We start from the raw sequence: 26,446 nt of genomic DNA on the forward strand, positions 1-26,446 counted from the left end.
ATGAGAAAACGCACCCCTGCCGCCCTGAAATTGACCCGGCTGACGGTGGCGATAGCAATCATCCTGATGCCGGATGCCCGCGGCCTGTATGCCGCTGAATATGATGCCATCCCCGCCGCACCCAGGGCGATGAGCAATACCGACAGCTATACGCTCTATCTGACGCTGGTAGTGAACGGCCAGCCGGACGACCAGATCGTCCCGGTACAGGCGCGCGGCGAACACTATCTGGTTGAGGCAGGAGCGCTGACGCGGAACCACGTTCGCATTGGCGGCCAGACCGGGCTGATTGACGTCACTCAGCTGCCCGAGGTGAAAACCAGCTATAACAGTACGCAACAGCAGCTGGTGCTGACGGTGCCGGACGACTGGCTGCCGCTGCAGAAAATATCGGGTAATAGCCTGCTTGGCTTTACCCCTGCGCAAAGCTCTACCGGCCTGTTGCTGAACTACGACAGCTACAGCCTGCACAGTGAAAATGGCCAGAGCTACACCGCAACCTGGCTGGAACAGCGCCTGTTCGGCACCGCAGGTGCATTGTCCAATACCGGCACCTGGCGCAGCTGGTGGTCGGGGAAAAGCGACGATGCCGCCGATGGCTATCTGCGCTACGACACGCTGTGGAAGTACAACGATGAAGCCAATATGATTGCCTGGCAGGCGGGTGATGTGATCAACAACTCGCTGACCTGGAGCAACTCAACCCGGCTTGGCGGGCTGCGCGTGGCGCGTAACTTCAGCGTGCGCCCCGATCTGGTGACCTACCCGCTGATCAACTGGTCGGGCAACGCCGCCCTGCCCGGCAGCGTCGATCTGTTTATTAACGGCTACAAGGCCAGCAGCAGCAGTATCAACGCCGGGCCATTTACCCTCACCAACGTGCCCTATATCAACGGTGCCGGGGAAGCCACGGTGGTGACCACCGATGCGCTGGGCCGCCAGGTTTCCACCAGCGTGCCATTTTATGTCTCCAACCAGCTGCTGCGCGAAGGGCTGAGCGATTTCGATTTAACCGCGGGCGCACTGCGGCAAAACTACGGCATCCGCAGCGCAGACTACGGCGATGCGGCAGCCAGCGGCATCTGGCGCTATGGCCTGAATAACAGTTTTACTCTGTCTCTGCACGCGGAAGGCCGCCCGGGGCTTCAGCTTGGCGGTATCGGCGGCGATGTAGCGGTGGGCCGCTGGGGTACGTTGAGTAGCGCGGTCAGCCAGAGCCGGGCGGATGACAGCGGCAACCAGTACGTGGTTGGCTACTCCTATTACACTTCTTATTTCGGTCTGGCGATGCAGCACCTGCAGCGCAGTGAAAACTACACTGATATCAGTACATGGAAAACCGCCACCCAGCTCAGCCGCCAGGCGGATCAGGCCACGCTGAGCTTCGCGCCGCTGGGCGCGGGCGGCGGCACCGTCGGCCTGGGCTACTTCGATATTCGCGCCAGCGACAACAGTCGTACCCGGCTGGCAAACCTCTCATGGAGCCGCAGCCTGTGGGGCTCCAGCAGCCTCTACCTGGCGCTGAACAAAACCCTCGGCGAGCAGGGCTATAATGCGCAGGTGCAGGTGATCGTACCGCTGGAATCGGGTGCCAGCCTGAGCACCGGCGTACAGCGCAGCACCAGCGGCGACTACAGCGAGCGCATTAACTTTAACCGCAGCGCGCCGGTCAGCGGCGGACTGGGCTGGAACCTCGCCTACGCCAACGGTAACAGCGACTACTATCAGGCCGACGCCAGCTGGAAGTTCAGCCAGGCCACGTTAAGCGGCGGCGTTTACGGCGAATCAAACAATAACAGCCAGTGGGCCGATCTTAGCGGTTCCCTTATCTGGATGGATAACGCGCTGTTTGCTACCAACAAGGTCAATGATGCTTTTATCCTGGTCAGTACCGACGGCTATCCCGACGTTCCGGTCACCTATGAAAATCAGCTGACCGGAAAAACCGACGATCGCGGCCACTTGCTTATCCCCTGGGTCAGTGCATGGTATCCGTCGAAAGTGGCTATCGATCCGCTCGATCTGCCGCTGGATGCCTCGCTTCCGCAGATTGAATCCCGCGTGGCGGTGAGAGAAGGCAGCGGCACGCTGGTGAAATTCCCGGTGACCACGGTGCGTTCAGCCAGCCTGACGCTGCTCGATGCACAGCAGCAGCCGCTGCCCGTAGGGACGCCGGTGATCGAAACCCACAGCGGGCAAACCACCCTGGTCGGCTACGGCGGCAAAGTCTGGCTTAGCGGACTGGCAGCCAGCAATGAAATTGTCGTGAAGCTGCCGCAGGGGAGCTGCCGTCACGACTTTAAGATAAATGCATCGGGTAAAACATCGCCCCTGTTCGCCACTTTTGTCTGCCCGGACAATTCTTCAGCGGAAAAACAGCCATGAAAATGCACCCGATCCTGCGACTTCTGTTAGCCAGCCTCCTGTTGCTGAGCAGCGGCCTGAGCTATGCGGCCTGCAGCGCCTCATCGAGTACCTCGACCTTTGGCGGCATCAGCGCCTTCACCTTTGCCAGCAGTGCGCAAACTATTACGACCGGCAGCGGTTTCGCCTGTACCAGCGGCAGCCTGGTGTCGCTGCTGGCAGAAAACACCGTTACCGCCACCATCAGCAGTTCGCAGCATCCCGTCGGGACGTCGCCGCAGCTGTACAGCGCGACCGGTGCCGCGATCCCCTATTCGCTGTGTAAAGATGCGGCCTGCGGCACCACCTATAACATCGGCAGCACCATTACCTGGACCGAACGTTCGCTGCTGGGGCTGCTCGGGTTGTTTAATGCCCCGGACAGCACGCTGCCTCTGTATCTGCGGTCGAGCGCCGGGATCAACATCCCTGCTGGCGTCTATACCGATACGCTGACGATTAACTGGCATTACAGCATCTGTTTTCTTGGCGTGCTGGGGTTGTGCGCCTACACCACCGGTGATGCCACCTCAACCATCACCGTGACGGTGACGGTAATCAATGACTGCTACATCGACAGCGCGCCGGATGTGGCATTTGCTTCCGCCGCCCTGCCCTCCGAGTTCAAAACCGTTAACAGCGCGCTGAGCGTCCGCTGCACGCTGAATGCCAGCTACAGCGTCAATCTGGCCAGCGCCACTCCCACCAGCGGCGACTGGCGGCAGATGGTCAGCACCACCGGTAATAACTATTTGCAGTATCAGCTTTATCAAGCCGGGGGAGCGGCCTGGACCAGCACCAATAATCTTAGCCAGACCGGCAGCGGCACCTCGCAAACCATTAACTATACGGCAACGATTAACCCGACCCAGACCAGCCCGCCGGCGGGAACCTATAGCGATGTGGTCACCGTGACGGTGACCTATTGAAGGCAATGCGAGTTCGTTAAAAGTGGAGCCAGCCTGTTAAAGGCGATGCGCGTGAGCGTTAAAGATGGAGCCAGCCTGCGATCAGCGCGTGCTGGAGCAGCGTGACGGTTTTGCCGTCTTTGATGCGGCCATCTTTGATCATCGCCCAGGCATCGGGGAAAGGGATTTCCATCACGTCGATGTCTTCATCCTCAACGCCGCCACCGGCGTTGTCGCGCTGGGACTCGCTGTATTCTGCCGCGAAGAAATGGACAACTTCCGTGACGCCACCGGGCGACATAAACAGCTCGAACAGCTTTTCGACCTCGCCGATCGCGTAGCCGGTCTCTTCAATGGCTTCTTTGCGAATGCAGTCCTCGGGGGAGTCGTTATCCAGCAGTCCGGCGCAGGTTTCGATCAGCATGCCATCGGGATTGCCGTTCACCCAGGTGGCAATGCGAAACTGGCGAGTCAGCACCACGCTGTTTTTCTCACGATTGTAGAGCAGGATCGTCGCCCCGTTGCCGCGATCGTAAACTTCGCGCTTGTGGCGGATCACCGCTCCGTCTTTCGCGGTCAAATCGTAGGTGAAGTTGCGCAGGACAAACCAGTTTTCTGACAGGATTTTATTTTTAATGATGTCGATCTTGGCGGACATACAGGCTCCGTGAAGGTATCAGGAGCCTGTCATCATAGAACGGGTAGGGAGGGAAAACTATCTGAAACACCGGCCGGGCTGAAAACAGCGCCGACCGGGAAACAGCGGGGTTACTTCATCAGTTTTTCCGCTGCGGCGTGCTGCTCTTCCGACAGCGACTGCGCGCGCTTACGCACGAAGAACCAGCCAACAATCAGCCAGACGGCGATCAGCGGAATCGACGCGATGGTGTAGGTACCGTTCGGGTAGTCAAACGCCATCAGCACCAGCACGCTGAACAGGAACAGCAGCGTCAGCCAGGAGGTGAACGGCGCCCACGGCATCTTGAAGCTGACGTCATCCGCTTTCCCTTCTTTGATCGCTTTACGCAGACGCATCTGGCACACCACGATAAAGGCCCAGGAAGAGATAATGCCCAGTGCCGCTACGTTCAGAACGATCTCAAACACGCTGGCAGGAACGATGTAGTTCAGATACACGCCAACGATATAAACGCAGACGGTCACCAGGATACCGGCATACGGCACCTGCGAACGGCTCATTTTAGACAGGAACTGCGGTGCAGAACCGCCCATCGACATGGAGCGCAGAATACGACCGGTTGCATAGAGGCCCGAGTTCAGGCTCGACAGCGCGGCGGTCAGAACCACGATATTCATGATGCTGCCAACGTAAGGCACGCCAAGTTTGCTGAAGAAGGTCACGAACGGGCTCTGGCCTGCCTGATAGGCATTCCACGGCAGCAGCAGTACCAGCAGTACAACGGAACCGACGTAGAACAGGCCGATACGCCAGATCACGCTGTTGATCGCTTTCGGCAGCATGGTTTTCGGATCTTTGCACTCTCCGGCGGCGGTACCCACCAGCTCGATAGAGGCGAAGGCGAAGACCACGCCCTGCACCAGCACCAGCGCCGGCATCAGGCCGTTAGGGAACATTCCGCCGTTATCGGTAATCAGGTGGAAACCGGTCGCGTTGCCGTCCAGCGGCTTGCCGCTGCCGAGGAACACCACGCCCACCACCAGGAAGATGGCGATCGCCAGCACTTTAATCAGCGCGAACCAGAACTCCATCTCCGCGAACCAGCGTACGCCGATCATGTTCATGGTGCCGACGATAGCCAGCGCGCCGAGGGCAAAGACCCACTGCGGTACATCACCGAATGCGCCCCAGTAGTGCATATAGAGTGCAACGGCGGTGATATCGACGATACCGGTCATCGCCCAGTTGACGAAGTACATCCAGCCGGCAACGTAAGAGGCTTTTTCGCCGAGGAATTCACGAGAGTAAGAAACGAAGCTGCCGCTTGACGGGCGGTGTAATACCAGCTCACCCAGGGCGCGTAAAATGAAGAAGGAGAAGATACCACAGACTAAATAGACGATGGCCAGCGCCGGACCGGCAACCTGTAAACGCGCACCGGCACCGAGAAACAGGCCCGTACCGATTGCGCCACCGATAGCAATCATCTGCACGTGACGATTGTCCATCGCTTTGTTATAGCCAGAATCCTGCGAATTTAACCAACGTCTTTTGGCAGCGCGTTTTTCTGCGCCAGATACTTTATCAGCTTTCATTTTCTATCCTATTGTCCTGTCCACAAGTGATGCGGTTACCCGTCCTGGTATCCTGTTATTTTTATGCCCCGACCAAACGATTGCGTCGGTTGCTGCAACTTTGAGTACTTACCCGATGCACTGTAGTTATATTTAAAGACACGCGGGAAATTGCGGCGAGGCATCCTAACCGTTCTGTCAGGTCGACGCAAAAAATCTGCGGGAGAAATCGTGAGGTTTTGTAATTTTTGTCGAGTGGCGCATAAAAAAACCGGTCACAATTTGCGACCGGCTAGTGATGGCACTAAGGACTACACAGGGACTACACAGGGACAGGGGTGGTACAGGGGTATTCAAGGGTAAAACGTTAACGATAAATCTCTGCGGTACCGCTCCACAGGCTGGAGTCGCCCGGGGTGTCAGCACTAACGATGCGATAGTGGCTGGCGCCCTGCTCTTCCGCTTTTTTCGCCAGCTGATGGGTTGCATCATCCAGCGAACCTCGGACACCGGAAACGGAGACGCTACCGATACTTTGCATATTCATGGCCTGGCTACCGTCAACCGGCGTTGCAGCCAGCGTAGAGAAAGAGGTCGCAGCTAATAAGGTCGCCGCGATTAGTGCGGGTATGGTCTTGTTCATTTTGTTGGTGCTCCTCAAACGGTACGGGTTAGTTACGGAGCTAATTATTACCAATACAATGAAAAGCAGAGTGAGCCGTGGGTAAAAGCTTTAAAGCATTGTCAGCACAGCGTAGCGTTACGCCAGCTAATGTCAGGGAATGTGCATGAACAAGCCGGATGTAACAGAAAATGAATCATGTTGCAGGGTGGCTTCAGATACAACGGTTCTTTGGTTACAATATCCCTACGCAAATTAAGGATAAATGCATGCCATCAGTCAAACGCTCCGTCACCCACAGCATCGCGCGTACGCTATTCGCTATTGTATTGCTGTCGATTTGTTCCAGTGGACTGGCGCTGCTGACGCTGTCGGGCAGCCTGCGCGATGCGGAAGCCATTAATCTGGCCGGTTCACTGCGGATGCAAAGCTATCGGCTGGCGTGGGACATCACCTCCTATTCCGCCCAGCAGTCTGAACATATCAATCAGTATCAGCAAACGCTGCTGGCCCCGGCATTACAATCCCTTGACCGGTTTTATGTGCCGGATGCCGTCCGCCAGCGCTACCACGATCTGCTCTATTCCTGGCAGCAACTACAGCCATCGTTGAATTCCAACCTCCCGCAGGTTAACGCTGAACATGTTGCGCGGATTATTCATTCCGTGGCGCAGATTGACCATTTTGTACTGGCGTTGCAGCACTGGGCAGAGCTGAAAATGCGCATCGTGGCGTTGACCTGCCTGCTGGGATTCACCGCCATTGCTCTGTTGGTGATTGTAACCTTGCGCCATATTCGGTTAAAAATCGTCGGGCCGCTCAGGCAGCTACTCAGCGCCAGCGAAGCCGTTGAACAGACCCATTTTACACTGCCGCCACTGAGTACCGAGCTCGACAATGAGCTTGGCGTACTGGCGCGCGCCTTCACGCGCATGTCCGGTGAACTGGAAAAGTCATGGACGGCGATGTCAGAAACGGTACGGGCAAAAACGGTAAGCCTTACTCAGGCCAATCGACGCCTCACTCTGCTGTATGCCTGCTCGCAGCGGCTCAGCCGCAGTGTGGAAGGCCGCGAAGCTTTTCAACTCACGCTGGCGCTGGTGCTGCGCCATGAGCGCCTTAACTGTATAGAGTTTTCCGTGCCTGACTTTGGCGTGTTGAGCGCCGGGCACAGCGATACGCAACTGCCGTGGCATTCCATTCCTCTCTACCTCAGCCACCAGCCGCAGCCGTGTGGCCTGCTGCGCTGGCAGGCGCACAGCAGCGAACCGCGACTGATGCAGGGGGTCGCTTCTCTGCTGGTTCACGCACTCGAACTCTGGCAGGCGCAGCAGCAGGTGCAAACGCTGCTGCTGCTTGAGGAGCGTGCGACAATTGCTCGCGAACTGCATGATTCACTGGCCCAGTCACTGACGTTTTTACGTATTCAGATTGCGCGCCTGAAACGAACGCTTGAACCGCACGCCACGCAGGCACAAACGGTGGTAGCCGAGTTTGAACAGGCGCTGACAGCCGCCAACCGTCAGCTGCGTGAGTTGCTGACCACCTTCCGCCTGACGATTGAACCCGCCAGCCTTTCCCGGGCGCTTGAGCAGGTGATTCTGCCTTTGCGCCCGCAAAGCGACGCGCCGATTGTATTACAGTGCGATATTGACGGGCAGCTACAGGCCCAGCAGCAGATCCACGTGCTGCAAATCGTTCGCGAAGCGCTGCTGAACGCCATTCGTCACGCTCATGCACAACATATAACCGTCGTTACCCGTCGTGATGACCAGGGCGAGCTGAACATTACCGTTGTGGACGATGGTGTTGGTATTGCCAGCCAGCAGGAACCTCCGGACCACTACGGGCTGACCATCATGCATGAGCGGGCAGCAAGGCTTAACGGCACGCTCAGTATCACGCGCGGCGAAACCGGTGGCACCTGCGTTGCACTGCAATTTATGCCGGCCACAGAGAGTGTATTACCTGCCGCAGCAGGCCCGATACCCTCATCCGCACATTCAGGGAGTGAAGTATGAACGACACTGTTATTCGCGTATTAATCGTTGACGATCATCCGTTGATGCGTCGCGGTCTGCATCAGCTCTTGCAGCTGGACAGCCGTTTTCAGGTGGTTGCGGAAGCCAGTAACGGCACGGAAGCGCTGACGCTGGCGCGGCAGATACAGCCGGATCTGGTGCTGCTGGATCTCAATATGAAGGGGCTTTCCGGTCTGGAGACATTGCAGATACTGCGGAGTGAATCGATCCCCTGCCGGGTGGTGATCCTGACCGTTTCCGACAGCCGCAGCGACTTCTTTACCCTGCTCGATGCGGGCGTTGACGGCTACCTGTTGAAAGATGGTGAACCCGAGCAGATGCTGGCGCAGATTATTAATGTTGCCGAAGGCGGGCAGGCATTCAGCGACACCATGCAGCTTTGGCGGGAAAACCGTGCCTGGCAGGGCGATCCTTTCGCGATCCTCACCGCTCGTGAGCTGGACGTGCTGAAAGAGGTGGCGCGCGGCCTGTCGAATAAAGAAGTCTCTGAGAACCTGTCGATTTCCGAGCAAACGGTCAAAGTACATATCCGCAGCGTGCTGCGTAAACTTAACGTACGCTCGCGGGTTGCCGCCACCGTGCTCTGGCTGGAGTCTCATCAGTGACACAATGCGTCAGGAAGTAAATAATCCCCTGTAATTTTCCACGCTAATTTACACTTTCTCCTCAATTTCTCCACGATTTAGATCGGCCAGGCAGGTAAAGTGGTGAATCGATGGAGCCTGTTGAATCGGTTGATAAATCCGCTCCGCACCGGACGCCTCATTTCAGCGCCAAACGGATCTGGCTGGTGAATTCTTTTTCTTTCTATTCCGATAATCAGCTGCGGAGCTTGCAATGGCGAACTTTTTTATCGACCGCCCCATTTTTGCCTGGGTGCTGGCGATTATTCTCTGCCTTACCGGCGGCCTGGCGATTATGTCGCTGCCGGTAGAACAGTACCCCGACCTGGCCCCGCCTAACGTTCGTATTACCGCAAACTACCCCGGTGCCTCTGCTGAAACGCTGGAAAATACCGTGACTCAGGTCATTGAGCAGAATATGACCGGCATCGACAACCTGATGTACATGTCGTCGCAGAGCAGCAATACCGGCCAGGCCACCATCACCCTCACCTTTGAAGCGGGCACCAATCCTGATGAAGCGCGCCAGCAGGTGCAAAACCAGCTGCAAACCGCGCTGCGAAAATTGCCTCAGGACGTGCAGTCCCAGGGCGTAACGGTGAATAAAACCGGGGATACCAATATTCTGATGGTGGCCTTTGTCTCCACCGACGGCAGCATGGACAAGCAGGATATCTCTGACTACGTGGCCAGTAATATTCAGGACCCTTTGAGCCGTATTGACGGCGTTGGCCAGGTGGATGCCTACGGTTCCCAGTACGCGATGCGCATCTGGCTGGACCCCAATAAACTGATTAACTATTCGCTGACCACTGGCGATGTGGTCAGCGCAATTGAATCACAAAACAGCCAGGTTGCCGTGGGTCAGCTCGGTGGGCTGCCGTCCGTTGATCGGCAGGCGCTGAATGCCACCGTCAATTCCCAGTCGCTGCTGCAAACCCCGCAGCAGTTCCGCGATATCACCCTGCGCGTTAACACTGACGGTTCGGTGGTGACACTGGGCGATGTGGCCCAGGTGGAGCTGGGTGCTGAGAAGTATGACTACCTCAGCCGCTATAACGGCATGGCCGCTTCCGGGCTGGGCGTGAAGCTGGCTTCCGGCGCTAACGAACTGCAAACGGATACCCTGGTCCGCGCCCGCCTTGACGAACTGTCGCACTACTTCCCGCACGGACTGGAAGCCAAAATCGCGTTTGAAACCACGCCGTTTGTTAAAGCATCCATTGAAGACGTGGTGAAAACCCTGTTTGAAGCGGTGCTGCTGGTATTCCTGGTGATGTACCTGTTCCTGCAGAATTTCCGCGCCACGCTGATCCCGACCATTGCCGTGCCGGTGGTGCTATTCGGCACCTTCGGCGTGCTCTACGCCTTCGGCTACAGCATCAATACCCTGACTATGTTCGCGATGGTGCTGGCCATCGGTCTGCTGGTGGATGATGCGATTGTGGTGGTGGAAAACGTTGAACGAATAATGAGTGAGGAAGGCCTGTCGCCGCGTGAAGCCACGCGTAAGTCGATGGGGCAGATTCAGGGCGCGCTGGTCGGCATTGCGCTGGTGCTGTCGGCGGTGTTTATTCCGATGGCTTTCTTTGGCGGCACCACCGGGGCGATCTACCGCCAGTTCTCGGTCACCATCGTGTCGGCGATGGTGCTGTCGGTGCTGGTGGCGATGATCCTCACCCCTGCCCTGTGCGCAACACTGCTTAAACCGCTGGCGCAGGGGCATCATCACGGCCGTCGTGGCTTCTTCGGCTGGTTTAACCGCATGTTTAACCGCAACGCCGAACGCTACGAGCGCGGAGTTGGCCGCATTCTGGCTAAAGGCGGACGCTGGCTGGTGCTGTATCTGGCGCTGATGGCGATTATGGCGTTCCTGTTCCTGCGCCTGCCCACCTCATTCCTGCCGCTGGAGGATCGCGGGATTTTCACCACCCAGGTACAGCTGCCTTCCGGTTCCACATTGCAGCAAACCATGAAGGTGGTGCAGAAAGTTGAACACTACTATCTGACCTCTGAGAAAAATAACGTGGTTTCCGTGTTCGCCACCGTTGGTGCCGGCCCCGGCGGCAACGGGCAAAACGTCGCGCGTCTTTTCGTCCGCCTGAAGGACTGGAAGGAGCGTGCAGGCAGTGAGAACTCCTCTTTTGCGATCATTGAACGCGCCACCAAAGCCTTTGAAAACATCACCGAAGCACGGGTGATCGCCAGCAGCCCGTCTGCGATTACCGGGCTGGGCAACTCGGCCGGTTTCGATATGGAGCTGCAGGATCATGCCGGGCTCGGCCATCAGGCACTGATGAGCGCCCGCGACACGCTGCTGGAGAAAGCGAAAAATAACCCGTCGCTGACTCGCGTGCGCCACAACGGACTGGATGACAGCCCGCAGTTGCGCATTGATATCGACCAGCGCAAGGCGCAGGCACTGGGCGTATCGCTCGACGATATTAACAGCACGCTGCAAACCGGCTGGGGCTCCACCTACGTTAACGACTTCCTCGATCGCGGCAGGGTGAAAAAGGTTTACGTTCAGGCCGCAGCGAAGTACCGCATGCTGCCGGATGACATTAATAAATGGTACGTCAGAAACACCAGCGGGCAGATGGTGCCGTTCAGCGCCTTTGCCAGCTCGCGCTGGGAAACCGGATCGCCGCGTCTGGAACGCTATAACGGCTACTCGGCGGTCGAAATTGTCGGTGAATCCGCCGCAGGCGTGAGTAACGGTACGGCGATGGATATCATGGAAAATCTGGTCAGTCAGCTGCCAACCGGTATCGGCCTTCAGTGGACGGGTGCCTCGCTGCAGGAGCGTATGACCGGGGCACAGGCACCGGCACTGTACGCTCTCTCGCTGCTGGTGGTGTTCCTCTGCCTGGCCGCGCTGTATGAAAGCTGGTCTATCCCGTTCTCGGTCATGCTGGTCGTTCCGCTGGGAGTGATTGGCGCGCTGGTGGCGACCTGGCTGCGCGGGCTGGAAAATGACGTTTACTTCCAGGTCGGGCTGCTAACGGTGATCGGGCTGTCGGCGAAGAACGCCATTCTGATTGTTGAATTTGCCAACGAGCTGAACACGCGCGGCAGCGATCTGATCGAAGCCACGCTTGAGGCTTCCCGCCAGCGCCTGCGCCCGATCCTGATGACCTCGCTGGCGTTTATCTTCGGCGTGCTGCCGATGGCGACGAGCAGCGGTGCGGGCTCCAGCAGCCAGCACGCGGTAGGGACGGGGGTGATGGGCGGAATGATTTCAGCCACGGTGCTGGCCATCTTCTTTGTGCCGCTATTCTTCATGCTGGTGCGGCGACGCTTCCCGCTGAAAGAAAAGCTAAAATAAGCAAAAGGCAGCCGAATGGCTGCCTTTTTTAATATGGGTTACTGAAGATAAAGCGGATTGGTTTGCCACCATGCTTCTCTCTAACAGAGCGAATTACTTGCGTAACATTGCTTCGATAAAGTCTTTCCAGTTCCCTAATTCCAAGTCGATCATCATAGCCTCTCTTTTTTTGTGGGGCTATTTTAGAAGCAATCTGGCGAGAAGAATAGACGGAGATCTCATTTACAGCTATCGGGGAAACCATTGATAGCAGAATTCTGCGGGAATTGTGTTGGAGTGCACAAATTGATCAACGGCTAACGTTGGCCCCTTCTGGGGCCATGAGCCCGGTTATTTCAGAATGATGATCTTATCGTAACCGCCGCTTTCGCTGTCGATATGCGTTTTGGCATCAGGATAGTCCCGCATCACCGCTTCAACGACGTGCGCAAACTCCTCACAGCGGGTCTTTTTCTTCCGCGTGAGAATAATTGTGGACTGGGTTTCTTCTACCGCATGTACCGCGGACTCTTTCAAATAGTTCATAGTTCCCCTCCTCCTGAAAATGGGTCTTCACCCTGAAGATGATTTGCTCGCAGCTATTATCCTGCTTTGCATTCTTCCGAATATAGATGAATCCCACAAAAAACAGAAGGGTACGAATGTCTGAGTTTGACTTCTGGGCACCAAAAGTTCTGCGTGCCCCCGATCTGCGATAAGGAATTGATTAACAGAGGAAGAAAACCACCGATAACCGTACCGGCGGTTTGCTCAGCATTCGTTGCCCCTTCTGTTAATCGTTACCAGCCAACCTCGGTTTGAACGCCGATGGTAAAGCAGATTAATCAGGACGATATGGGGAATGGATCGCTGGCGCGCTCGCGCAAGAAGAGCTTTTACTGGTATAAAAAGGTCATTGCCTCTAACGGTTCCGACCTGAGCAATTAATTCTTAGGAAAGCACGCTACATGGACTGCATCCCAAACGTTGGTTATCCGACGGAGTAAGGTGCAGTTTTTTATTTGAGTATTTTGATTTTTCAGGGATACCTGAGTTAATGATTGTCATCAACGTCCTGCTGCCTATTTTTGCCCTGATCCTGATTGGCTATGTCTGCCGTAAAACCCTGCGTCTGGGAGCCACGGCGGCCTCCGAGCTTAACCGTTTTCCCTGTCGGTGATCTGCATTGAAGTTGCGCTGCAAACGGAAAGCAGCTGGCATCAGGCGGCGCGAAAAGTGCTGATTTCACTGTGTAAAAACCCGCTGGTGGTCTCGCCTATTCTGAGGGCGTGCTGGGGCGTTTCCGGGGCTGAACTTCCTGCCGCTTTATTGCAGTTTCTGACCATGCTGGGTGCGGCAACCACGCCCTGCGCGCTGATTACGCTTTCGCTCTGTATTTATCTTATTGGGTAAGTGCGCTTCAACGGCCGCCCGATGGATTTTTCGGACGGCAATCCTTGATACATATAGCGATTCCGCCATCCCAACAGCGTGATTCTGTGGAATAATACCTTTTTGAACGTTTACCGATGACAGGTAGAGTTTTATGACCTCTGAAAATACGCTGACCATGTACGGCATTAAAAACTGCGACACCATTAAAAAAGCGCGCAAATATCTGGAAGCCAACAATACCGACTATCGGTTCCATGATTACCGTGCCGACGGGCTGGACGCGGCGCTGCTGGGCCAGTTTATTGCCGTTCTCGGCTGGGAGCCGTTGCTGAACACGCGCGGTACCACCTGGCGCAAACTGGATGAAGCCACGCGTGAAACGGTGAATAATGCAGCAGCCGCACAGGAACTGATGCTGGCAATGCCCGCAATCATTAAACGCCCGTTGCTCTGCGCCCCAGACGGCTCTATGCTGCTGGGCTTCAGTGAAGCCACGTATCAGCAGTTTATTCAGGAGAAGTGTTAATTATGTATTGTCCGGTCATTGAGTTGACGCAGCAGCTTATTCGTCGCCCTTCCCTCAGCCCGGATGATGCCGGTTGTCAGGCTATTCTCATTGCTCGCCTTGAGGCGCTGGGCTTTACCGTTGAGCCAATGAACTTTGGCGATACCCTGAATTTCTGGGCGTGGCGCGGTCAGGGCGAAACGCTGGCCTTTGCCGGACACACCGATGTGGTCCCAACCGGCGATGCCAACCGCTGGATCAATCCTCCGTTCGAACCCACTATTCGCGACGGCATGCTGTTTGGCCGTGGTGCCGCAGATATGAAAGGTTCGCTGGCGGCGATGGTTGTTGCCGCCGAGCGATTTGTTGCCGCACATCCGCGACATAAAGGTCGCCTGGCCTTCCTGATCACCTCCGATGAAGAAGCCAGCGCCGCCAACGGCACCGTTAAGGTGGTTGAGGCGCTGATGTCGCGCAACGAACGCCTGGACTACTGCCTGGTCGGCGAACCTTCCAGCACTGAAGTGGTGGGTGACGTGGTGAAAAACGGCCGTCGCGGCTCGATTACCGCTAACCTGACCATCCACGGCGTGCAGGGCCACGTTGCCTATCCGCACCTCGCCGATAACCCGGTGCACCGTGCAATGCCTGCGTTGAACGAGCTGGTCGCCACTGAGTGGGATCGCGGCAATGAGTTCTTCCCCCCTACCAGTATGCAGATTGCCAACGTGCAGGCGGGAACCGGCAGCAACAACGTTATCCCAGGTGACTTTTTCGTACAGTTCAACTTCCGCTTCAGCACCGAACTGACCGATGAGCTAATCAAACAGCGAGTACAGGAACTGCTCGATCGCCACCAGCTGCGCTACAGCGTTGAGTGGAAACTTTCCGGTCAGCCGTTCCTCACTTCACGCGGCAAGCTGGTTGATGCGGTGGTTAACGCGGTTGAGCACTATAATGAAATCAGGCCACAGCTTGAAACAACCGGCGGTACGTCCGACGGGCGCTTTATTGCCCGCATGGGTGCTCAGGTGGTGGAGCTGGGACCGGTGAACGCCAGCATTCACAAAATCAACGAGTGCGTGAAGGCCGCCGATCTCCAGCTGTTGAGCCGTATGTACCAGCGCATTATGGAACAGCTGATCGCGTAAGCGTTCTGAGGTGAGGATATGGAATTTTTTAAAGAGTACTGGTGGATCCTGGTGATCCTGCTAATGGTTGGCATTCTGATGAACGTCTATAAGGACTTGAAGCGTATCGACCATAAAAAGTTCCTGGAAAATAAGCCAGAACTGCCACCGCATCGCGACTTCAATCACAAATGGGATGATGAAGACGACTGGCCGAAGAAGAAGTAACCTGCCTTTCACTCACTAATTTATCTGCATCACTCACGAAACGGCTCTGGAATTGCTTCCAGAGCCGCTATTGACATGCTCATGACTCCGTATTGCTGAATAGCATTACATCAGCGCAATCACATCATCATCACCCGGCCGCCCGCCGCCAAGCGCTTCATCAAAGTAGCGGCGCGGCACGGTAAACTGCAGCCGCTCAAGCGCCATCTGCATTGCCCGGTCGTCTACGGCGTGGGTCAAATCGTCAACGATATCCAGCGTGACGTCACCGCCAATTGCCGTTAATCGCTCCTGCGCATCAACCGCATGCGTCAGCGGAACGGTCACGTCATTATCACCGTGGATCAGATGGATCGAGGTCCGCGTACTCGCTTTCTGCGGTAGAGCCGCATAGCGACCGCTGAAGGCCACAACCCGACCGGCCAGATCCGGGCGCTGAGCAACGGCCTCAAGGATCATCGTGCTGCCCTGGGCGAAACCAATCAGCGCGGTGGCCTCGGCACGCACGCCGTTCTGCCGCTGCTGTTGACGCACGGCGTCGATAAAACCGGGCAGCACGGCGGCTACGCGGGCCTGCTCATCTTCGCTGCCTGACGCGGGATACCAGTGGTTATCCGGCGCGCCAATACTGACCACCTGCGCCCGCGGGAAGGCTTTGGCAAACTCAGTACCGATCTGTGCCATCGCCACCGGTTTATCCCCGGCTGCGTGAAACAGTAAAAACAGCTGAGTGGCCGGAAGCGACGGGCTATGTACTACAACGTGGTCATATTTCATGATGCTCTCCTTATTTGGTAAAGCGATCATACGCCTCTTACCGACGGAGAAAACGGCAGATTTTTGACAGAGATGTTGGATTTATTGCAACAAGATAACCCGCTGCTGCCAGCTCAGCGCCCGTTCAGCATCAATTATCGCCAGCGCCCGCTGAGCTTCAGAACGCCACGCCAGTAGCAGCGCCTTACGCCCTGCAAGACGATACTGGCGGCATATTTCCGTCGCAGATTGTCGCTGTAGCAGCGCGGCACAGAGCAGCGGCGTACTTTCCGGCATCAGCTGCGCCAGCCGCCCCAGCGCGGCAAGGCTGGCTTCAAACGGCCGGTGAGCCCAGGCGAAACCCGCCAGCTCACACCAGTCGTCCTTATTCAGCTGACCATCACCCGGCTGCGGGTTTAGCGGCAGCGTGTTATCTTCCACCAGATGGCTTAACCAGTAACCCTCGCGCTCAAGCCGGAGTGCGGCACGCGCCAACAACGCCCGGCCGGCATCGCTGAGCGGCAGGATCGCCATTGCCGCATAGCAGCCGCTGCTGGCTTCCCGCTGAGTGCCAAAGCGCACCAGTTGGAAGCCGCACCGCTGCCAGAATCGCCACAGATCGGTGGTGAAACCAAAGCTGACCGAAAGGAAATCCAGTCCCTCGCTTTGCTCACGGCAGATCGCAATCAGCCGCTGGCCACAGCCCTGTCCGCGCCGCCGCGCGCTAACCGCAATCCGGCTGATGCGCCGCGATCGCAACTGTGCCGCTTCGGGAAGTCCGGCATGCGCCGCCAGCGACTGCGCCACCAGATTGCCACGAGGGCGGCGGTATCCCGCCCACACGGCCCAGGCCAGATCGGCAGTCAATCCGCCTTCATCAACGGCCCACAGCGCACCCTGCACGGTTTCGCCCTGAAGCGCGGCGGTAAAATGCATGCCCGGCGCGTCCATCATCCGGCGCAGATCCAGTGGCGAGGTACGGTAGTGAGCGCTGGTCAGCAGCTGATAGACAGCGGCCATGCGCTCGGGCTGGCGTGCCCAGTCGTCCTGCTCCAGCGCCTGATAAACGGTATCCCCGTGCCTCACCGGTGACTCAGCGTCGTCAAACAGCAGCGCATCGGCTATCAGTTCTTCCAGCGGGTCGTTTTCAGCCCAGCGCAGCGGCACATCCAGCCGATAGTGCTTCACCTGCGGCAGCGTAGCGCAGAACTTCAGCAGGAAACCGCGCCCGGTTCCTTCGTAACCCTGAACGGTGGTGGTGAGCAGCACGCGGGGGTATAGCGAAACCAACTGCCGCAGCAGCGGTGCGGGGATCGCAGCGGCTTCATCGATCAGCAACCAGTCGGCATGATGCAGCCCTGCCTCGGCCAGCAGGCGATCCGGGGCGATAAAGACATAATCATCTCCGGCAAAATCGGCCAGCACCGCCGTCGAAACCTTCGCAGGCGCGGTGACCAGGCAGCGCCCCGGCCAGCGGGCAGCCAGCATCCCCGCCAGCGCGGATTTGCCTCGTCCGCGCGGTGCCGTCAGCACCGAGATACCCGGTTCGCTTTGCAATAAGGCGCTGATGATCTGCTGCTGTTGCTGGCTGTCACTGCGCCATGCGGGAGTATTAACCAGCGGCGGAAGATTCAGTGGCTGATACTGACGCCAGACGGCAACGCGATCATCGGCCAGCAGGAGCTGCTGTAGCCGCTGTACAAAGCGCGTGCTGGCAAGGGGAGCATCACTCTCACTCCAGCGCTGTGCGTCAGTATCCGCCTGCTGCGGCCAGCGCTGCCACTCGGGAACCAGCAGCAGCAGCCAGCTTCCCGCTTTCAGGGTTCCGGCCAGCGCCGCCAGCGCTTCGGCATGAAAACCTGAGCGAGCATCAAATACCGCGTGCTGAAATTCCCGCCCCAGCAGGGTTCGCATCGCGCCCGGCAGGCAGTTCAGTTCACTACGCGGCGTTTCACCCACCCACAGCCAGTCGCCGGGGAGTTGATTTATCCAGCGAGTCGCCTGCTGTTCCGCCCACTGCCCTTCACCGCTAATGACCAGTAAGCGACGCCAGCCCTGGCGTTCCAGCTGTGCGGTAGCTTCCGTTTCCGTCACCGGCGATCAGCCCGCAAAGGTGTTGCACTGGCCGGGATCGCCACTGTCAAAGCCCTTTTTGAACCAGCTGTAGCGCTGCTTCGAAGTCCCGTGAGTGAAGCTATCCGGTACTACGCGACCCTGGCTTTGCTGCTGTAATCGATCGTCGCCAATCGCTTCGGCAGCATTCAGGGCAGATTCGAGGTCACCGGCTTCCAGTATATTTTGCTGCTGCATATAGTGGCCCCAGACGCCCGCAAAGCAGTCCGCCTGCAGTTCCATTTTCACAGAAAGCTGATTGACGGTTTTCTGGCTGGCCCCCTGCTGCATCTGGCGCACTTTGCTGTCGATGCCGAGTAAATGCTGCACGTGATGACCCACTTCATGAGCAATGACATAGCCCTGAGCGAATTCACCACCGGCGTGCAGTTTGGTTTTCATCTCGTCGTAGAAGGAGAGGTCGATATACACTTTGCTGTCGGCCGGGCAGTAAAACGGCCCCATCGCCGACTGGCCGCGCCCGCAGGAGGTCGATGTCTGTCCGCGATACATCACCAATGTAGGCGGGCGCCAGGTTTCACCCATCTGCTTAAACAGCTGCTGCCAGGTATCTTCGGTCAGCGCAAAAATCGTGCGGCTGAACTTTGCCGCTTCATCATCGTTAGCGCCCACTCGCTGCTGGCTGGATGACTGCGTTAATGAACTGCCGTCACCGGTTATCAGCGGGGTCAGGTCGTAGCCAAAGAAGCCCGCTCCGACAACCACTACCAGCAGGATGATACCCGCCTTGCCGCGCGGCAGCCGAATGCCCCCGCCGCCTGCCGAACCCGACTGGTTACGGCGATCTTCCACATTGTCGCTTTCGCGACGTCCCTGCCAGCGCATAGGCAGCCTCTTATCTGTAAAGGGTCAACACATTGAATATGTCGATTTTAGTCGTGCGGCAGGCGGAAAACCAGAAAAGTGAACTTCAGGCAGATATCATACAAAAGGCCAGGATTACCTGGCCTTAATGAAAGCGTGCTTTTTCAGGGGCTGAAGCGCCCCCATCAAGGATCAGTCGAGCTTCACGCCCAGACGAGTCGCCACTTCTTCATACGCTTCGATCAGGCCACCCAGGCTCTGACGATAGCGGTCTTTGTCCATCTTGTTGAGGGTGTCTTTATCCCACAGGCGCGCGCCGTCCGGGGAGAACTCATCACCCAGCACCACTTCACCGTTAAACAGACCGAACTCCAGCTTGAAGTCAACGAGGATCAGGCCCGCGTCGGCAAACAGCTTGCTCAGCACGTCGTTGGCTTTGTAGGTCAGATCGCGCATCGTCGCCAGATTTTCTTTGCTGACCCAGCCGAAGGTTTCGCAGTAAGATTCGTTGATCATCGGATCGTGTTTGGCATCGTTCTTCAGGAACAGGTCAAACAATGGCGGATTGAGGATCAGACCCTCTTCAACGCCCAGACGCTTCACCAGTGAACCGGCAGCACGGTTACGCACCACGCATTCAACCGGCACCATATCCAGCTTTTTCACCAGCGCTTCGTTATCCGACAGCAGGGCTTCCATCTGGGTTGGGATTCCGGCTTCCTGCAGCTTGGTCATAATGAAATAATTGAACTTGTTGTTAATCATTCCTTTACGATCAAACTGTTCGATACGCTCACCGTCCAGCGCTGACGTATCGTTACGGAATTCGAGTACCAACAGATCCGGGTTTTCGGTGCTGTAAACGGTTTTCGCTTTGCCGCGATACAACTCAGCTTTCTTTTGCATCTTGTTTAACTCCAACGTGTATCCCCTGAAAAATCGACGGGGTAGAGAACGGTTACTGTCCGGGCCGCCTTCGGCGACCCGCTAAAAATTTTCTGCCGGGCGAATTATATGTTCTGCGCGTAAAAAACCGAAGCAATCGTTTACGCAGCGGTAAATAAAAAGGCCGGGAGAGATTCCCGGCCTTCGGATTTACTTAAATGCCGCCTGGAAAACGGCGACCAGCGCGTCGTTTTGCGACTGCGTTAGCGGATGTCCTTTCGGATCGAGGAACTGCAGGCTACTACGGTTATCCAAATCGCCGATCTGGAGTTTGTAGTTACCGTTGGTCAGCTCAGGATCTTTCGCTCCCAGCGCATCCCAGGTGCTGCTGCCCGGCGCTTTGTAGGTGACGTTCAGGCTACCCTGCGAGCGGTTGCTGTCGGTCACTTCCATGCCCACACGCTTCAGCGTTGCCGGCAGGCGCTGCCATACGGCGTTGAACGGTGCACGTACGATCAGATTCGGCAGGCCGGTATCATCGGCACCGCTCTGCACGTCAATCTGCGTCACGCTGCGGTTTGCCGCGGCATCTTCACGGGTGGTTTCAATCTTATCCAGTTTGGTGCTGATGTCGTTCAGCATCTGCGCGGTATAGCGCTGAAGCTGGATCGGCGCAGTCACGCTTTTGCCTTCCTGCTCAAGCTCCAACAGCTTCACGTTCAGCACCTGCTGATAGCCCTGCTGCTGCACGCTCAGCTGGTAACGGCCACGATACTGATTGTCTTCATCAGCACGGTTCCACTGTACCCAGTCGGTGGTCAACGTCTGATTGCCGTCCTGACGGTCAACAATCGGATAGTTGTAGGACTGAACGGCACTGACGACCTGCGGCCAGATTGAACCGGTGCGTGAATCCACCAGCAGCGTACCGGTATTACCGGCAAACTGAGTGCGCGTACCGTTCATCAGCGCCAGCGTCTGCGCCGGTGGACGAATATCAAGTTGCTTACCCACCTGCCCTTTATCGCTGACGTTCGGGATATCAAATTCACCGTTTTGCAGCGGCAGGATCATGCCAGCAGGAGCGTGCAGATCGCTGAGATCGGCTGCCTGCAGGTAGGATTCGTCACCGCTAACCTGACGCTTGTAACGCTGATCGTTAGAACATGCTGCCAGCAGCATCACTAACGACAGTCCCACCACTTTCGCTACCGTGGACTTTTGTACTGAGTAAGCCATCAATTCTCCCTAGATTTACAGCAGGCCGGCGTTTTTAAGAGCCTGCTCTACAACCGGACGACCGGCATCGGTCAGCGGCGTCATTGGCAGACGCAGCGTGTCGGTTGCTATTAATCCTAACTTTTTCGCGGCCCATTTGACCGGAATAGGATTGGGTTCAACAAACAGCTTCTGATGCAGCTGCATCAGGCGCTGGTTAAGGCGGCGCGCTTCAGCAAAGTTACCCTGCTGCGCCAGTGCACAAAGCTCTGCCATTTCGCGCGCGGCGATATTCGCCGTTACGGAAATAATCCCGTGTCCCCCCAGATGCATGAAGTCCAGTGCCGTCGCGTCATCGCCGCTAACCAGCACGAAATCTTCATCAACCAGCTCTTGGATCTGACTTACCCGTGATAAGTTCCCGGTAGCCTCTTTGATTCCGATAATATTTTTAATTTTCGCCAGGCGACCAACGGTTTCCGGCAGCAGATCGCTCCCCGTGCGTGACGGCACGTTGTACAGCATTTGCGGCAGATCGGTGCTTTCCGCGATGGTTTTGAAGTGCTGATACAGCCCTTCCTGCGTTGGACGATTGTAATACGGCGTCACGGTCAGGCAGCCGACAACGCCGGATTTTTCAAAACGTTTAGTCAGAGATACGCCTTCCGAAGTGGCGTTTGCGCCGGTTCCGGCGATGATTGGGATGCGGCCATCGGCCAGCTCCAGCGTCATCAGTACCACATCGCCATGCTCGTCATGGCTCAGGGTGGCGGACTCACCGGTGGTTCCTACAGAAACAATTGCCGCTGTACCGCTGGCAACATGATAATCAATCAGTTTTTTCAGACTCGCACGGCAGACATTACCTTTGTCATCCATTGGCGTAACGAGTGCTACAAGACTTCCCGTAAACATTGGCGATCCCCTCGACAAACAAGTGCTTCATGGTACGTTTGACCGAGCATTAAAAGCAAGCGGACAAGGCGGCTCAGGCCCTTGTCAGCAGTTTTTTTTATGTTTACCTTATGGTTATTAGCATTTAGACAGGAAGCATGATTTTGCCGCAGTCACCCGAGCACCACCTGGTTATCACCGCACTTGGCGTTGACCGCCCCGGAATCGTCAATACCATTACACGCCACGTCAGCAGCTGCGGTTGCAACATAGAAGACAGTCGGCTGGCGATGCTCGGCGAAGAGTTCACCTTTATTATGCTGCTCTCCGGTAGCTGGAATGCGATTACGCTGATTGAATCCACGCTGCCGCTGAAAGGCGCAGAGTTGGAGCTGTTGATTGTGATGAAACGCACCGGCGCCAGCGCGCGTCCGCCGATGCCGGCCACAGTCTGGGTACAGGTAGAGGTTGCCGATTCACCGCACATTATTGAGCGCTTTACCGACCTGTTTGATTCGCATCAGATGAATATTGCGGAGCTGGCCTCAAGAACCCAGCCGGCCCAGGATAATCAGCCGCCTTTGCTTTATATTCAAATGACAGCACACAGTCCTGCCAGCCAGGATGCGTCACATATCGAGCAGGCGTTTAACCGCCTATGTACAGAACTTCATGCTCAGGGCACTATTAAGGCGGTTTCGCACCACGGTTCCTGAATGGTCCGTCCACCACTGCGGAAAGAAACTGTTCTAATTAGCCCACAGCATAAATGATAAAAAACGGAGTGTAGTGATGAATCCACTGAAAGCCGGTGATATTGCACCGAAATTTAGCTTGCCCGATCAGGATGGCGAGCAAGTAAATTTGGCCGACTTCCAGGGGCAGCGCGTTCTGGTTTATTTCTACCCGAAAGCGATGACGCCGGGCTGTACCGTACAGGCGTGCGGGCTGCGTGACAGCATGGATGAGCTGAAAAAAGCCGGTGTTGAAGTTTTGGGTATTAGCACGGATAAACCGGAGAAGCTCTCCCGCTTTGTTGAAAAAGAGATGCTTAATTTCACCCTGCTGTCAGATGAAGACCACGCGGTCTGCGAACAGTTTGGTATCTGGGGCGAGAAAACCTTTATGGGTAAAACCTATGACGGCATTCATCGCATCAGCTTCCTGATTGGCGTTGACGGCAAGGTTGAGAAGGTGTTTGACGACTTTAAAACCAGCAATCACCACGACATCGTGATGGATTATCTGAAAGCGGCCTGATTCGCAGCGGCAGATTGTACCTGATTAAACGGGCGGGCCAGCATAACGCGGCCCGCTCTATCATTACTCTTTATACAGTTCGTCCGGCCAGGCATGGACCACCGCTTTGATCAGCGTCGCCAGCGGAATGGCGAAGAACACGCCCCAAAAACCCCACAGCCCGCCGAAAATCACCACTGACAAAATAATCACCAGCGGATGAAGATTGACCGCTTCCGAAAACAGCACCGGCACCAGAATATTGCCGTCAAGCCCCTGAATAATCAGATAGATAATCATCATAGTCCAGAAATCACCGGTCAGCCCCCACTGCCCCAGACCGACACCAATGACCGGGATAGTCACCACCATGGCGCCGATATACGGGATCAGTACAGAAACGCCAACCAGCACCGCCAGCAGCAGCGCGTAGTTCATGCCGATCGCCAAAAATCCTATCCAGCTGGCAATGCCGACAACAACCATTTCCAACACTTTTCCACGTATATAGTTGGAAACCTGCTGGTTCATCTCAATCCATACCTGCCCGGCCAGACCGCGATTGCGCGGCAGCACCCGGCGAACCGCATTCAGCAACTGCTCTTTATCCTTCAGCAGGAAGAAGACCATCAGCGGCACCAGTACCAGATAGATAGCCAGCGTCATCAGCCCGACCAGCGAGGCCAGCGAATATTTCACTACCTGATCGCCCAGACCGCTCAGCCGGGTACGCAGGTTTTCCACGACGATATCCACGATGCCGACATCCATCAGCGTAGGAAATCGCTCCGGCAGACGGGTGGCAAACTGGTAGAGGCGGGTCAGCATGCTGGGCAGTTCGTGGGTCAAATTGATCCCCTGCTGCCAGGCGACCGGCACCACCACCAGCAGTAAAATCAGTAACAGCGCGGCAAAGACGATCAGCACCAGGGTGGTCGCCCAGCTGCGGGAACAGCCCAGCCTTTCAAGCCGTACCGTTGGCCATTCCAGTAAATAAGCCAGCACAATTGCCACCAGCAGCGGGGCCAGAAGGCCATTAAAGAAAAACAGAATGCAGAACGTTGCCAGCAGGATCGCCAGCAGAGCAATGGCCTGCGGGTCGGTAAAACGACGGCGATACCACTGCAGTAAAAGTTCCAGCATGAAGGAGTCCTTGCCTTGGAAAGATGAGGTGAGTGTAACTGAAACTCACCGCCCTCGCTGCGGAGCGGGGCGGGAGTCAAGATCAGAATGTAGCTGAATGAACGGCTTCCGGCTGCACGGCAGCTTTTTGCAGAGTCATTACCCGGTTACGACCGGCGTTTTTGGCCTGATACAGCGCTTCATCGGCCTGTTTAAACGTGTGTTCCATGGTTTTCATCTCTGGCGTCCAGAAAGCTACGCCGATTGAAATAGTAATACTGCCAACTCTGTCCAGTACCTGAATTTCAATACGCCGGCGTACGCGTTCAGCAATAGCCAGTGCCGTTTCGCTGTCGGTCGCAGGCAGGATCATCAGAAACTCTTCACCGCCGTTGCGACAGATAACATCGGTCTGCCGCGCGCCGAATTCCAGCTGACGCGCGACGTTTTCAATCACATCGTCGCCAACATCGTGGCCAAACGTATCGTTCACCCGTTTAAAGTAGTCGATATCCAGCGCCAGCACGGCAAAAGGCTGCTGGGTAGCCAGGAAATACTCCAGCACGGCATTCAGACCGCGCCGGTTGAGCAGCCCGGTCAGCGGATCGGTTTGTACCTCACTTTTCAGCCGCCCGATCTTATCCTGCATGAGCCCGATACCGGCCAGCATCGCCCGTTTGATCTGCGAAGCTTCATAGTACCAGGAGCGGATGCCGCTAATTTCACGCGAGGCCTCAGAGGTGTCCATCTGGCTGGCTTTACGCGCCAGCTGCCAGAGCGGTAGTGCAATACGCTGTGCGAGTACCAGAGCAAGAATCAGCGTCAGCAGCGCAAAAGGCACAGAGTGTTTCAGCACCTGCAGCAGCAGACTGTTTAGCGGTGCCAGCGTCGCTTCTTTCGGTTTCATCGCCACAATCATCCAGCCCGAAGCCGGAACCATCGCGTAGCCCGCCAGCATCGACTGCCCGCCATCACCTTCCAGTTGAAGCGAACCATTGCTCTCTTTTTTCCGCTGCTCGTCATCAATAATCGGCGGGATAGTTTTACCAATCAGATTACGATCCTGGTGATAGAGCACCTGATTCCCGGCATCCACCACGTAAAGCGAAGAGCCATCACGGTAGAACTGTTCCCCCAGCAGGGCATTAAGAATGCTTTTCTTTTTCAGATAAATCGATCCGCCGACGTAGCCAAGATAACCGCCGGTTTTCGACCACACCGGCCAGGAGATAAACACCAGCAGGTTATTGGCGGCAGAGATCGTCGGATCGCTAATCATCGGCTTGCGCTGGGTCAGCGCCTGTTTGGCAGCGGAGGAGGTCAGCTTCATGCCTTTTAACATCAGCGACTCCGGTGAGATGGCTTTCACCCAGCCGTTGGCATCAACAATCACCACCGAGTTAAAGCTGCTGGTTTGTTCACGCAGACGATCGACTTCTTTTTGCAGCAGCGTTTCATTATCCAGCCCTCCTTCCAGCATTTTCGCGCTATAGGAAAGCTGCGACTGGGCCAGCTGGAAGAAAACCTCCGAGGTTGCCGCCAGCTTGGTGGCATAAACCCGGTTAGACTCCAGCGTATTCCCGATCAGCACATCACGCTGCACGCGCCAGCTGGCGTACAGAGAATTCGCCAGCGTGATGACAATACTTGCCACGGCCAGCAGCGTGATCAGCGTGCGCAAATCCGTCTTAGGGCGTAATTGCCTTAACATGGATTCACCTTAGTGAATAATTTCATTTTTTTAGCGCCTTGTAGTTTTTATGCGCGTTTATTAAAAAGTGCGAGATATGCCCTGGTGAAGCACTCTACGATTGTACACTTCCCAACTGTTTTGGGAATATTCTAACGTTCGCAGTCCAAATTAATTATTGATGGCGCCTCTCAAATGCCGACCCGCCAGTCATTCCGAGCTTTGCCCCCTACTTCACTCGGTTTTACCATTTCATTCCCCCCAACCACTGGTTAAGATGTCGATGGGTGCGGAGTTTTCACCCTTTGCAGAACATTTCGGCATCCTG

Annotated in this window: 25 protein-coding genes; 12 read left to right on the top strand and 13 right to left on the bottom strand. The window is 56.3% G+C overall.

The features are described 5' to 3' along the window. Positions 1 to 2,385, top strand: a complete 2,385-nt coding sequence (locus tag JOE09_RS15530) for a fimbria/pilus outer membrane usher protein (protein WP_205066402.1) — start codon at positions 1 to 3, stop codon at positions 2,383 to 2,385. Beyond that, on the top strand, positions 2,382 to 3,332 hold the full coding sequence (locus tag JOE09_RS15535; protein ID WP_239553106.1) for a Csu type fimbrial protein: 951 nt from the start codon (positions 2,382 to 2,384) through the stop codon (positions 3,330 to 3,332). Before JOE09_RS15530 ends, JOE09_RS15535 begins: the two co-directional genes overlap by 4 nt. Before the next feature lie 58 nt (positions 3,333 to 3,390). On the opposite strand, the gene nudK is transcribed toward JOE09_RS15535, so the two are convergent. The 3 genes from nudK to JOE09_RS15550 all read right to left on the bottom strand — a co-directional run bounded on the left by nudK (position 3,391) and on the right by JOE09_RS15550 (position 6,168). Further along, entirely contained in the window at positions 3,391 to 3,969 is a 579-nt protein-coding gene (nudK, locus tag JOE09_RS15540; protein WP_205066403.1) for a GDP-mannose pyrophosphatase NudK, read from the bottom strand. Between the two features lie 110 nt (positions 3,970 to 4,079). Further along, positions 4,080 to 5,546 (bottom strand): L-asparagine permease, encoded by a 1,467-nt coding sequence (gene ansP / locus JOE09_RS15545; RefSeq protein ID WP_205066404.1) that lies wholly within the window; start codon positions 5,544 to 5,546, stop codon positions 4,080 to 4,082. A 346-nt stretch (positions 5,547 to 5,892) separates the two neighbouring features. Continuing rightward, complete coding sequence (locus tag JOE09_RS15550; RefSeq protein WP_105593272.1) at positions 5,893 to 6,168, bottom strand: YdgH/BhsA/McbA family protein; 276 nt, start codon at positions 6,166 to 6,168, stop codon at positions 5,893 to 5,895. Positions 6,169 to 6,416: 248 nt separating this feature from the next. Between JOE09_RS15550 and narQ the strand changes: the two genes are divergently transcribed. The 3 genes from narQ (at position 6,417) to acrD (ending at position 12,140) form a co-directional block, all read left to right on the top strand. Next, positions 6,417 to 8,168, top strand: a complete 1,752-nt coding sequence (gene narQ, locus JOE09_RS15555) for a nitrate/nitrite two-component system sensor histidine kinase NarQ (protein ID WP_205066405.1) — start codon at positions 6,417 to 6,419, stop codon at positions 8,166 to 8,168. Beyond that, positions 8,165 to 8,794, top strand: a complete 630-nt coding sequence (locus tag JOE09_RS15560) for a response regulator (protein ID WP_105593270.1) — start codon at positions 8,165 to 8,167, stop codon at positions 8,792 to 8,794. The genes narQ and JOE09_RS15560 overlap by 4 nt, the downstream gene beginning before the upstream one ends. Before the next feature lie 232 nt (positions 8,795 to 9,026). Continuing rightward, a complete protein-coding gene (gene acrD, locus JOE09_RS15565) occupies positions 9,027 to 12,140 on the top strand; it encodes a multidrug efflux RND transporter permease AcrD (RefSeq protein ID WP_205066406.1) in 3,114 nt (1,037 codons plus the stop codon). Positions 12,141 to 12,233: 93 nt separating this feature from the next. Here the strand turns inward: acrD and ypfM are convergent, their stop codons facing one another. Further along, the gene (gene ypfM, locus JOE09_RS15570; protein ID WP_101505280.1) at positions 12,234 to 12,293 is read right to left on the bottom strand and encodes a protein YpfM; all 60 of its coding nucleotides are present in this window, start codon (positions 12,291 to 12,293) and stop codon (positions 12,234 to 12,236) included. Between the two features lie 177 nt (positions 12,294 to 12,470). After that, the gene (locus tag JOE09_RS15575; RefSeq protein WP_105593268.1) at positions 12,471 to 12,665 is read right to left on the bottom strand and encodes a hypothetical protein; all 195 of its coding nucleotides are present in this window, start codon (positions 12,663 to 12,665) and stop codon (positions 12,471 to 12,473) included. Between the two features lie 511 nt (positions 12,666 to 13,176). Between JOE09_RS15575 and JOE09_RS26310 the strand changes: the two genes are divergently transcribed. From JOE09_RS26310 to JOE09_RS15595, 5 genes are all read left to right on the top strand, one after another. Further along, positions 13,177 to 13,299 carry a hypothetical protein gene (locus tag JOE09_RS26310; RefSeq protein WP_275584429.1) on the top strand — a complete coding sequence of 41 codons (123 nt, stop codon included), beginning with the start codon at positions 13,177 to 13,179 and terminating at the stop codon, positions 13,297 to 13,299. Beyond that, a complete protein-coding gene (locus JOE09_RS15580; protein ID WP_205066407.1) occupies positions 13,296 to 13,532 on the top strand; it encodes an AEC family transporter in 237 nt (78 codons plus the stop codon). The genes JOE09_RS26310 and JOE09_RS15580 overlap by 4 nt, the downstream gene beginning before the upstream one ends. Before the next feature lie 133 nt (positions 13,533 to 13,665). Next, positions 13,666 to 14,040, top strand: coding sequence for an ArsC family reductase (locus JOE09_RS15585; protein WP_205066408.1), 375 nt, complete (start codon positions 13,666 to 13,668; stop codon positions 14,038 to 14,040). A 2-nt stretch (positions 14,041 to 14,042) separates the two neighbouring features. Then, entirely contained in the window at positions 14,043 to 15,170 is a 1,128-nt protein-coding gene (gene dapE, locus JOE09_RS15590; protein WP_205066409.1) for a succinyl-diaminopimelate desuccinylase, read from the top strand. An 18-nt stretch (positions 15,171 to 15,188) separates the two neighbouring features. Next, positions 15,189 to 15,377, top strand: coding sequence for a YpfN family protein (locus tag JOE09_RS15595; RefSeq protein ID WP_105593265.1), 189 nt, complete (start codon positions 15,189 to 15,191; stop codon positions 15,375 to 15,377). Between the two features lie 105 nt (positions 15,378 to 15,482). On the opposite strand, the gene ypfH is transcribed toward JOE09_RS15595, so the two are convergent. The 6 genes from ypfH to dapA all read right to left on the bottom strand — a co-directional run bounded on the left by ypfH (position 15,483) and on the right by dapA (position 22,088). Then, positions 15,483 to 16,154, bottom strand: a complete 672-nt coding sequence (gene ypfH, locus JOE09_RS15600) for an esterase (protein ID WP_205066410.1) — start codon at positions 16,152 to 16,154, stop codon at positions 15,483 to 15,485. A gap of 81 nt (positions 16,155 to 16,235) precedes the next feature. Beyond that, positions 16,236 to 18,227: a tRNA(Met) cytidine acetyltransferase TmcA domain-containing protein gene (locus JOE09_RS15605; protein ID WP_205066411.1), complete on the bottom strand. Its 1,992-nt coding sequence runs from the start codon at positions 18,225 to 18,227 to the stop codon at positions 16,236 to 16,238. Between the two features lie 6 nt (positions 18,228 to 18,233). After that, positions 18,234 to 19,091, bottom strand: a complete 858-nt coding sequence (ypfJ, locus tag JOE09_RS15610; protein WP_105593262.1) for a KPN_02809 family neutral zinc metallopeptidase — start codon at positions 19,089 to 19,091, stop codon at positions 18,234 to 18,236. A 171-nt stretch (positions 19,092 to 19,262) separates the two neighbouring features. Further along, positions 19,263 to 19,976, bottom strand: a complete 714-nt coding sequence (gene purC / locus JOE09_RS15615; protein WP_105593261.1) for a phosphoribosylaminoimidazolesuccinocarboxamide synthase — start codon at positions 19,974 to 19,976, stop codon at positions 19,263 to 19,265. 189 nt (positions 19,977 to 20,165) lie between these two features. Then, a complete protein-coding gene (bamC, locus tag JOE09_RS15620; protein ID WP_205066412.1) occupies positions 20,166 to 21,194 on the bottom strand; it encodes an outer membrane protein assembly factor BamC in 1,029 nt (342 codons plus the stop codon). Positions 21,195 to 21,209: 15 nt separating this feature from the next. Continuing rightward, positions 21,210 to 22,088 (bottom strand): 4-hydroxy-tetrahydrodipicolinate synthase, encoded by an 879-nt coding sequence (gene dapA, locus JOE09_RS15625; protein WP_205066413.1) that lies wholly within the window; start codon positions 22,086 to 22,088, stop codon positions 21,210 to 21,212. Positions 22,089 to 22,225: 137 nt separating this feature from the next. On the opposite strand from dapA, the gene JOE09_RS15630 reads away from it, so the two are divergent. Both JOE09_RS15630 and bcp read left to right on the top strand, forming a co-directional pair. Then, positions 22,226 to 22,783 (top strand): glycine cleavage system transcriptional repressor, encoded by a 558-nt coding sequence (locus JOE09_RS15630; protein WP_370569431.1) that lies wholly within the window; start codon positions 22,226 to 22,228, stop codon positions 22,781 to 22,783. Between the two features lie 76 nt (positions 22,784 to 22,859). Then, on the top strand, positions 22,860 to 23,327 hold the full coding sequence (gene bcp / locus JOE09_RS15635) for a thioredoxin-dependent thiol peroxidase (protein WP_105593258.1): 468 nt from the start codon (positions 22,860 to 22,862) through the stop codon (positions 23,325 to 23,327). Between the two features lie 63 nt (positions 23,328 to 23,390). Here the strand turns inward: bcp and JOE09_RS15640 are convergent, their stop codons facing one another. Then, on the bottom strand, positions 23,391 to 24,449 hold the full coding sequence (locus JOE09_RS15640; RefSeq protein WP_105593257.1) for an AI-2E family transporter: 1,059 nt from the start codon (positions 24,447 to 24,449) through the stop codon (positions 23,391 to 23,393). Positions 24,450 to 24,531: 82 nt separating this feature from the next. Then, complete coding sequence (locus JOE09_RS15645) at positions 24,532 to 26,139, bottom strand: sensor domain-containing diguanylate cyclase (protein ID WP_205066414.1); 1,608 nt, start codon at positions 26,137 to 26,139, stop codon at positions 24,532 to 24,534. Between the last annotated feature and the right edge of the window lie 307 nt (positions 26,140 to 26,446).

The sequence above is a fragment of the Pantoea coffeiphila genome (assembly GCF_016909495.1).
Taxonomy (GTDB): Bacteria; Pseudomonadota; Gammaproteobacteria; order Enterobacterales; family Enterobacteriaceae; genus Erwinia; species Erwinia coffeiphila.

Bases quoted from the DNA above. Each gene is read 5' to 3' on its own strand.
- JOE09_RS15530 (WP_205066402.1), top strand. From the start codon at position 1: ATGAGAAAACGCACCCCTGCCGCCCTGAAATTGACCCGGCTGACGGTG.
- JOE09_RS15535 (WP_239553106.1), top strand. From the start codon at position 2,382: ATGAAAATGCACCCGATCCTGCGACTTCTGTTAGCCAGCCTCCTGTTG.
- nudK (WP_205066403.1), bottom strand. From the start codon at position 3,969: ATGTCCGCCAAGATCGACATCATTAAAAATAAAATCCTGTCAGAAAAC.
- ansP (WP_205066404.1), bottom strand. From the start codon at position 5,546: ATGAAAGCTGATAAAGTATCTGGCGCAGAAAAACGCGCTGCCAAAAGA.
- JOE09_RS15550 (WP_105593272.1), bottom strand. From the start codon at position 6,168: ATGAACAAGACCATACCCGCACTAATCGCGGCGACCTTATTAGCTGCG.
- narQ (WP_205066405.1), top strand. From the start codon at position 6,417: ATGCCATCAGTCAAACGCTCCGTCACCCACAGCATCGCGCGTACGCTA.
- JOE09_RS15560 (WP_105593270.1), top strand. From the start codon at position 8,165: ATGAACGACACTGTTATTCGCGTATTAATCGTTGACGATCATCCGTTG.
- acrD (WP_205066406.1), top strand. From the start codon at position 9,027: ATGGCGAACTTTTTTATCGACCGCCCCATTTTTGCCTGGGTGCTGGCG.
- JOE09_RS15575 (WP_105593268.1), bottom strand. From the start codon at position 12,665: ATGAACTATTTGAAAGAGTCCGCGGTACATGCGGTAGAAGAAACCCAG.
- JOE09_RS26310 (WP_275584429.1), top strand. From the start codon at position 13,177: ATGATTGTCATCAACGTCCTGCTGCCTATTTTTGCCCTGATCCTGATT.
- JOE09_RS15585 (WP_205066408.1), top strand. From the start codon at position 13,666: ATGACCTCTGAAAATACGCTGACCATGTACGGCATTAAAAACTGCGAC.
- dapE (WP_205066409.1), top strand. From the start codon at position 14,043: ATGTATTGTCCGGTCATTGAGTTGACGCAGCAGCTTATTCGTCGCCCT.
- JOE09_RS15595 (WP_105593265.1), top strand. From the start codon at position 15,189: ATGGAATTTTTTAAAGAGTACTGGTGGATCCTGGTGATCCTGCTAATG.
- ypfH (WP_205066410.1), bottom strand. From the start codon at position 16,154: ATGAAATATGACCACGTTGTAGTACATAGCCCGTCGCTTCCGGCCACT.
- ypfJ (WP_105593262.1), bottom strand. From the start codon at position 19,091: ATGCGCTGGCAGGGACGTCGCGAAAGCGACAATGTGGAAGATCGCCGT.
- purC (WP_105593261.1), bottom strand. From the start codon at position 19,976: ATGCAAAAGAAAGCTGAGTTGTATCGCGGCAAAGCGAAAACCGTTTAC.
- bamC (WP_205066412.1), bottom strand. From the start codon at position 21,194: ATGGCTTACTCAGTACAAAAGTCCACGGTAGCGAAAGTGGTGGGACTG.
- dapA (WP_205066413.1), bottom strand. From the start codon at position 22,088: ATGTTTACGGGAAGTCTTGTAGCACTCGTTACGCCAATGGATGACAAA.
- JOE09_RS15630 (WP_370569431.1), top strand. From the start codon at position 22,226: ATGATTTTGCCGCAGTCACCCGAGCACCACCTGGTTATCACCGCACTT.
- bcp (WP_105593258.1), top strand. From the start codon at position 22,860: ATGAATCCACTGAAAGCCGGTGATATTGCACCGAAATTTAGCTTGCCC.
- JOE09_RS15640 (WP_105593257.1), bottom strand. From the start codon at position 24,449: ATGCTGGAACTTTTACTGCAGTGGTATCGCCGTCGTTTTACCGACCCG.
- JOE09_RS15645 (WP_205066414.1), bottom strand. From the start codon at position 26,139: ATGTTAAGGCAATTACGCCCTAAGACGGATTTGCGCACGCTGATCACG.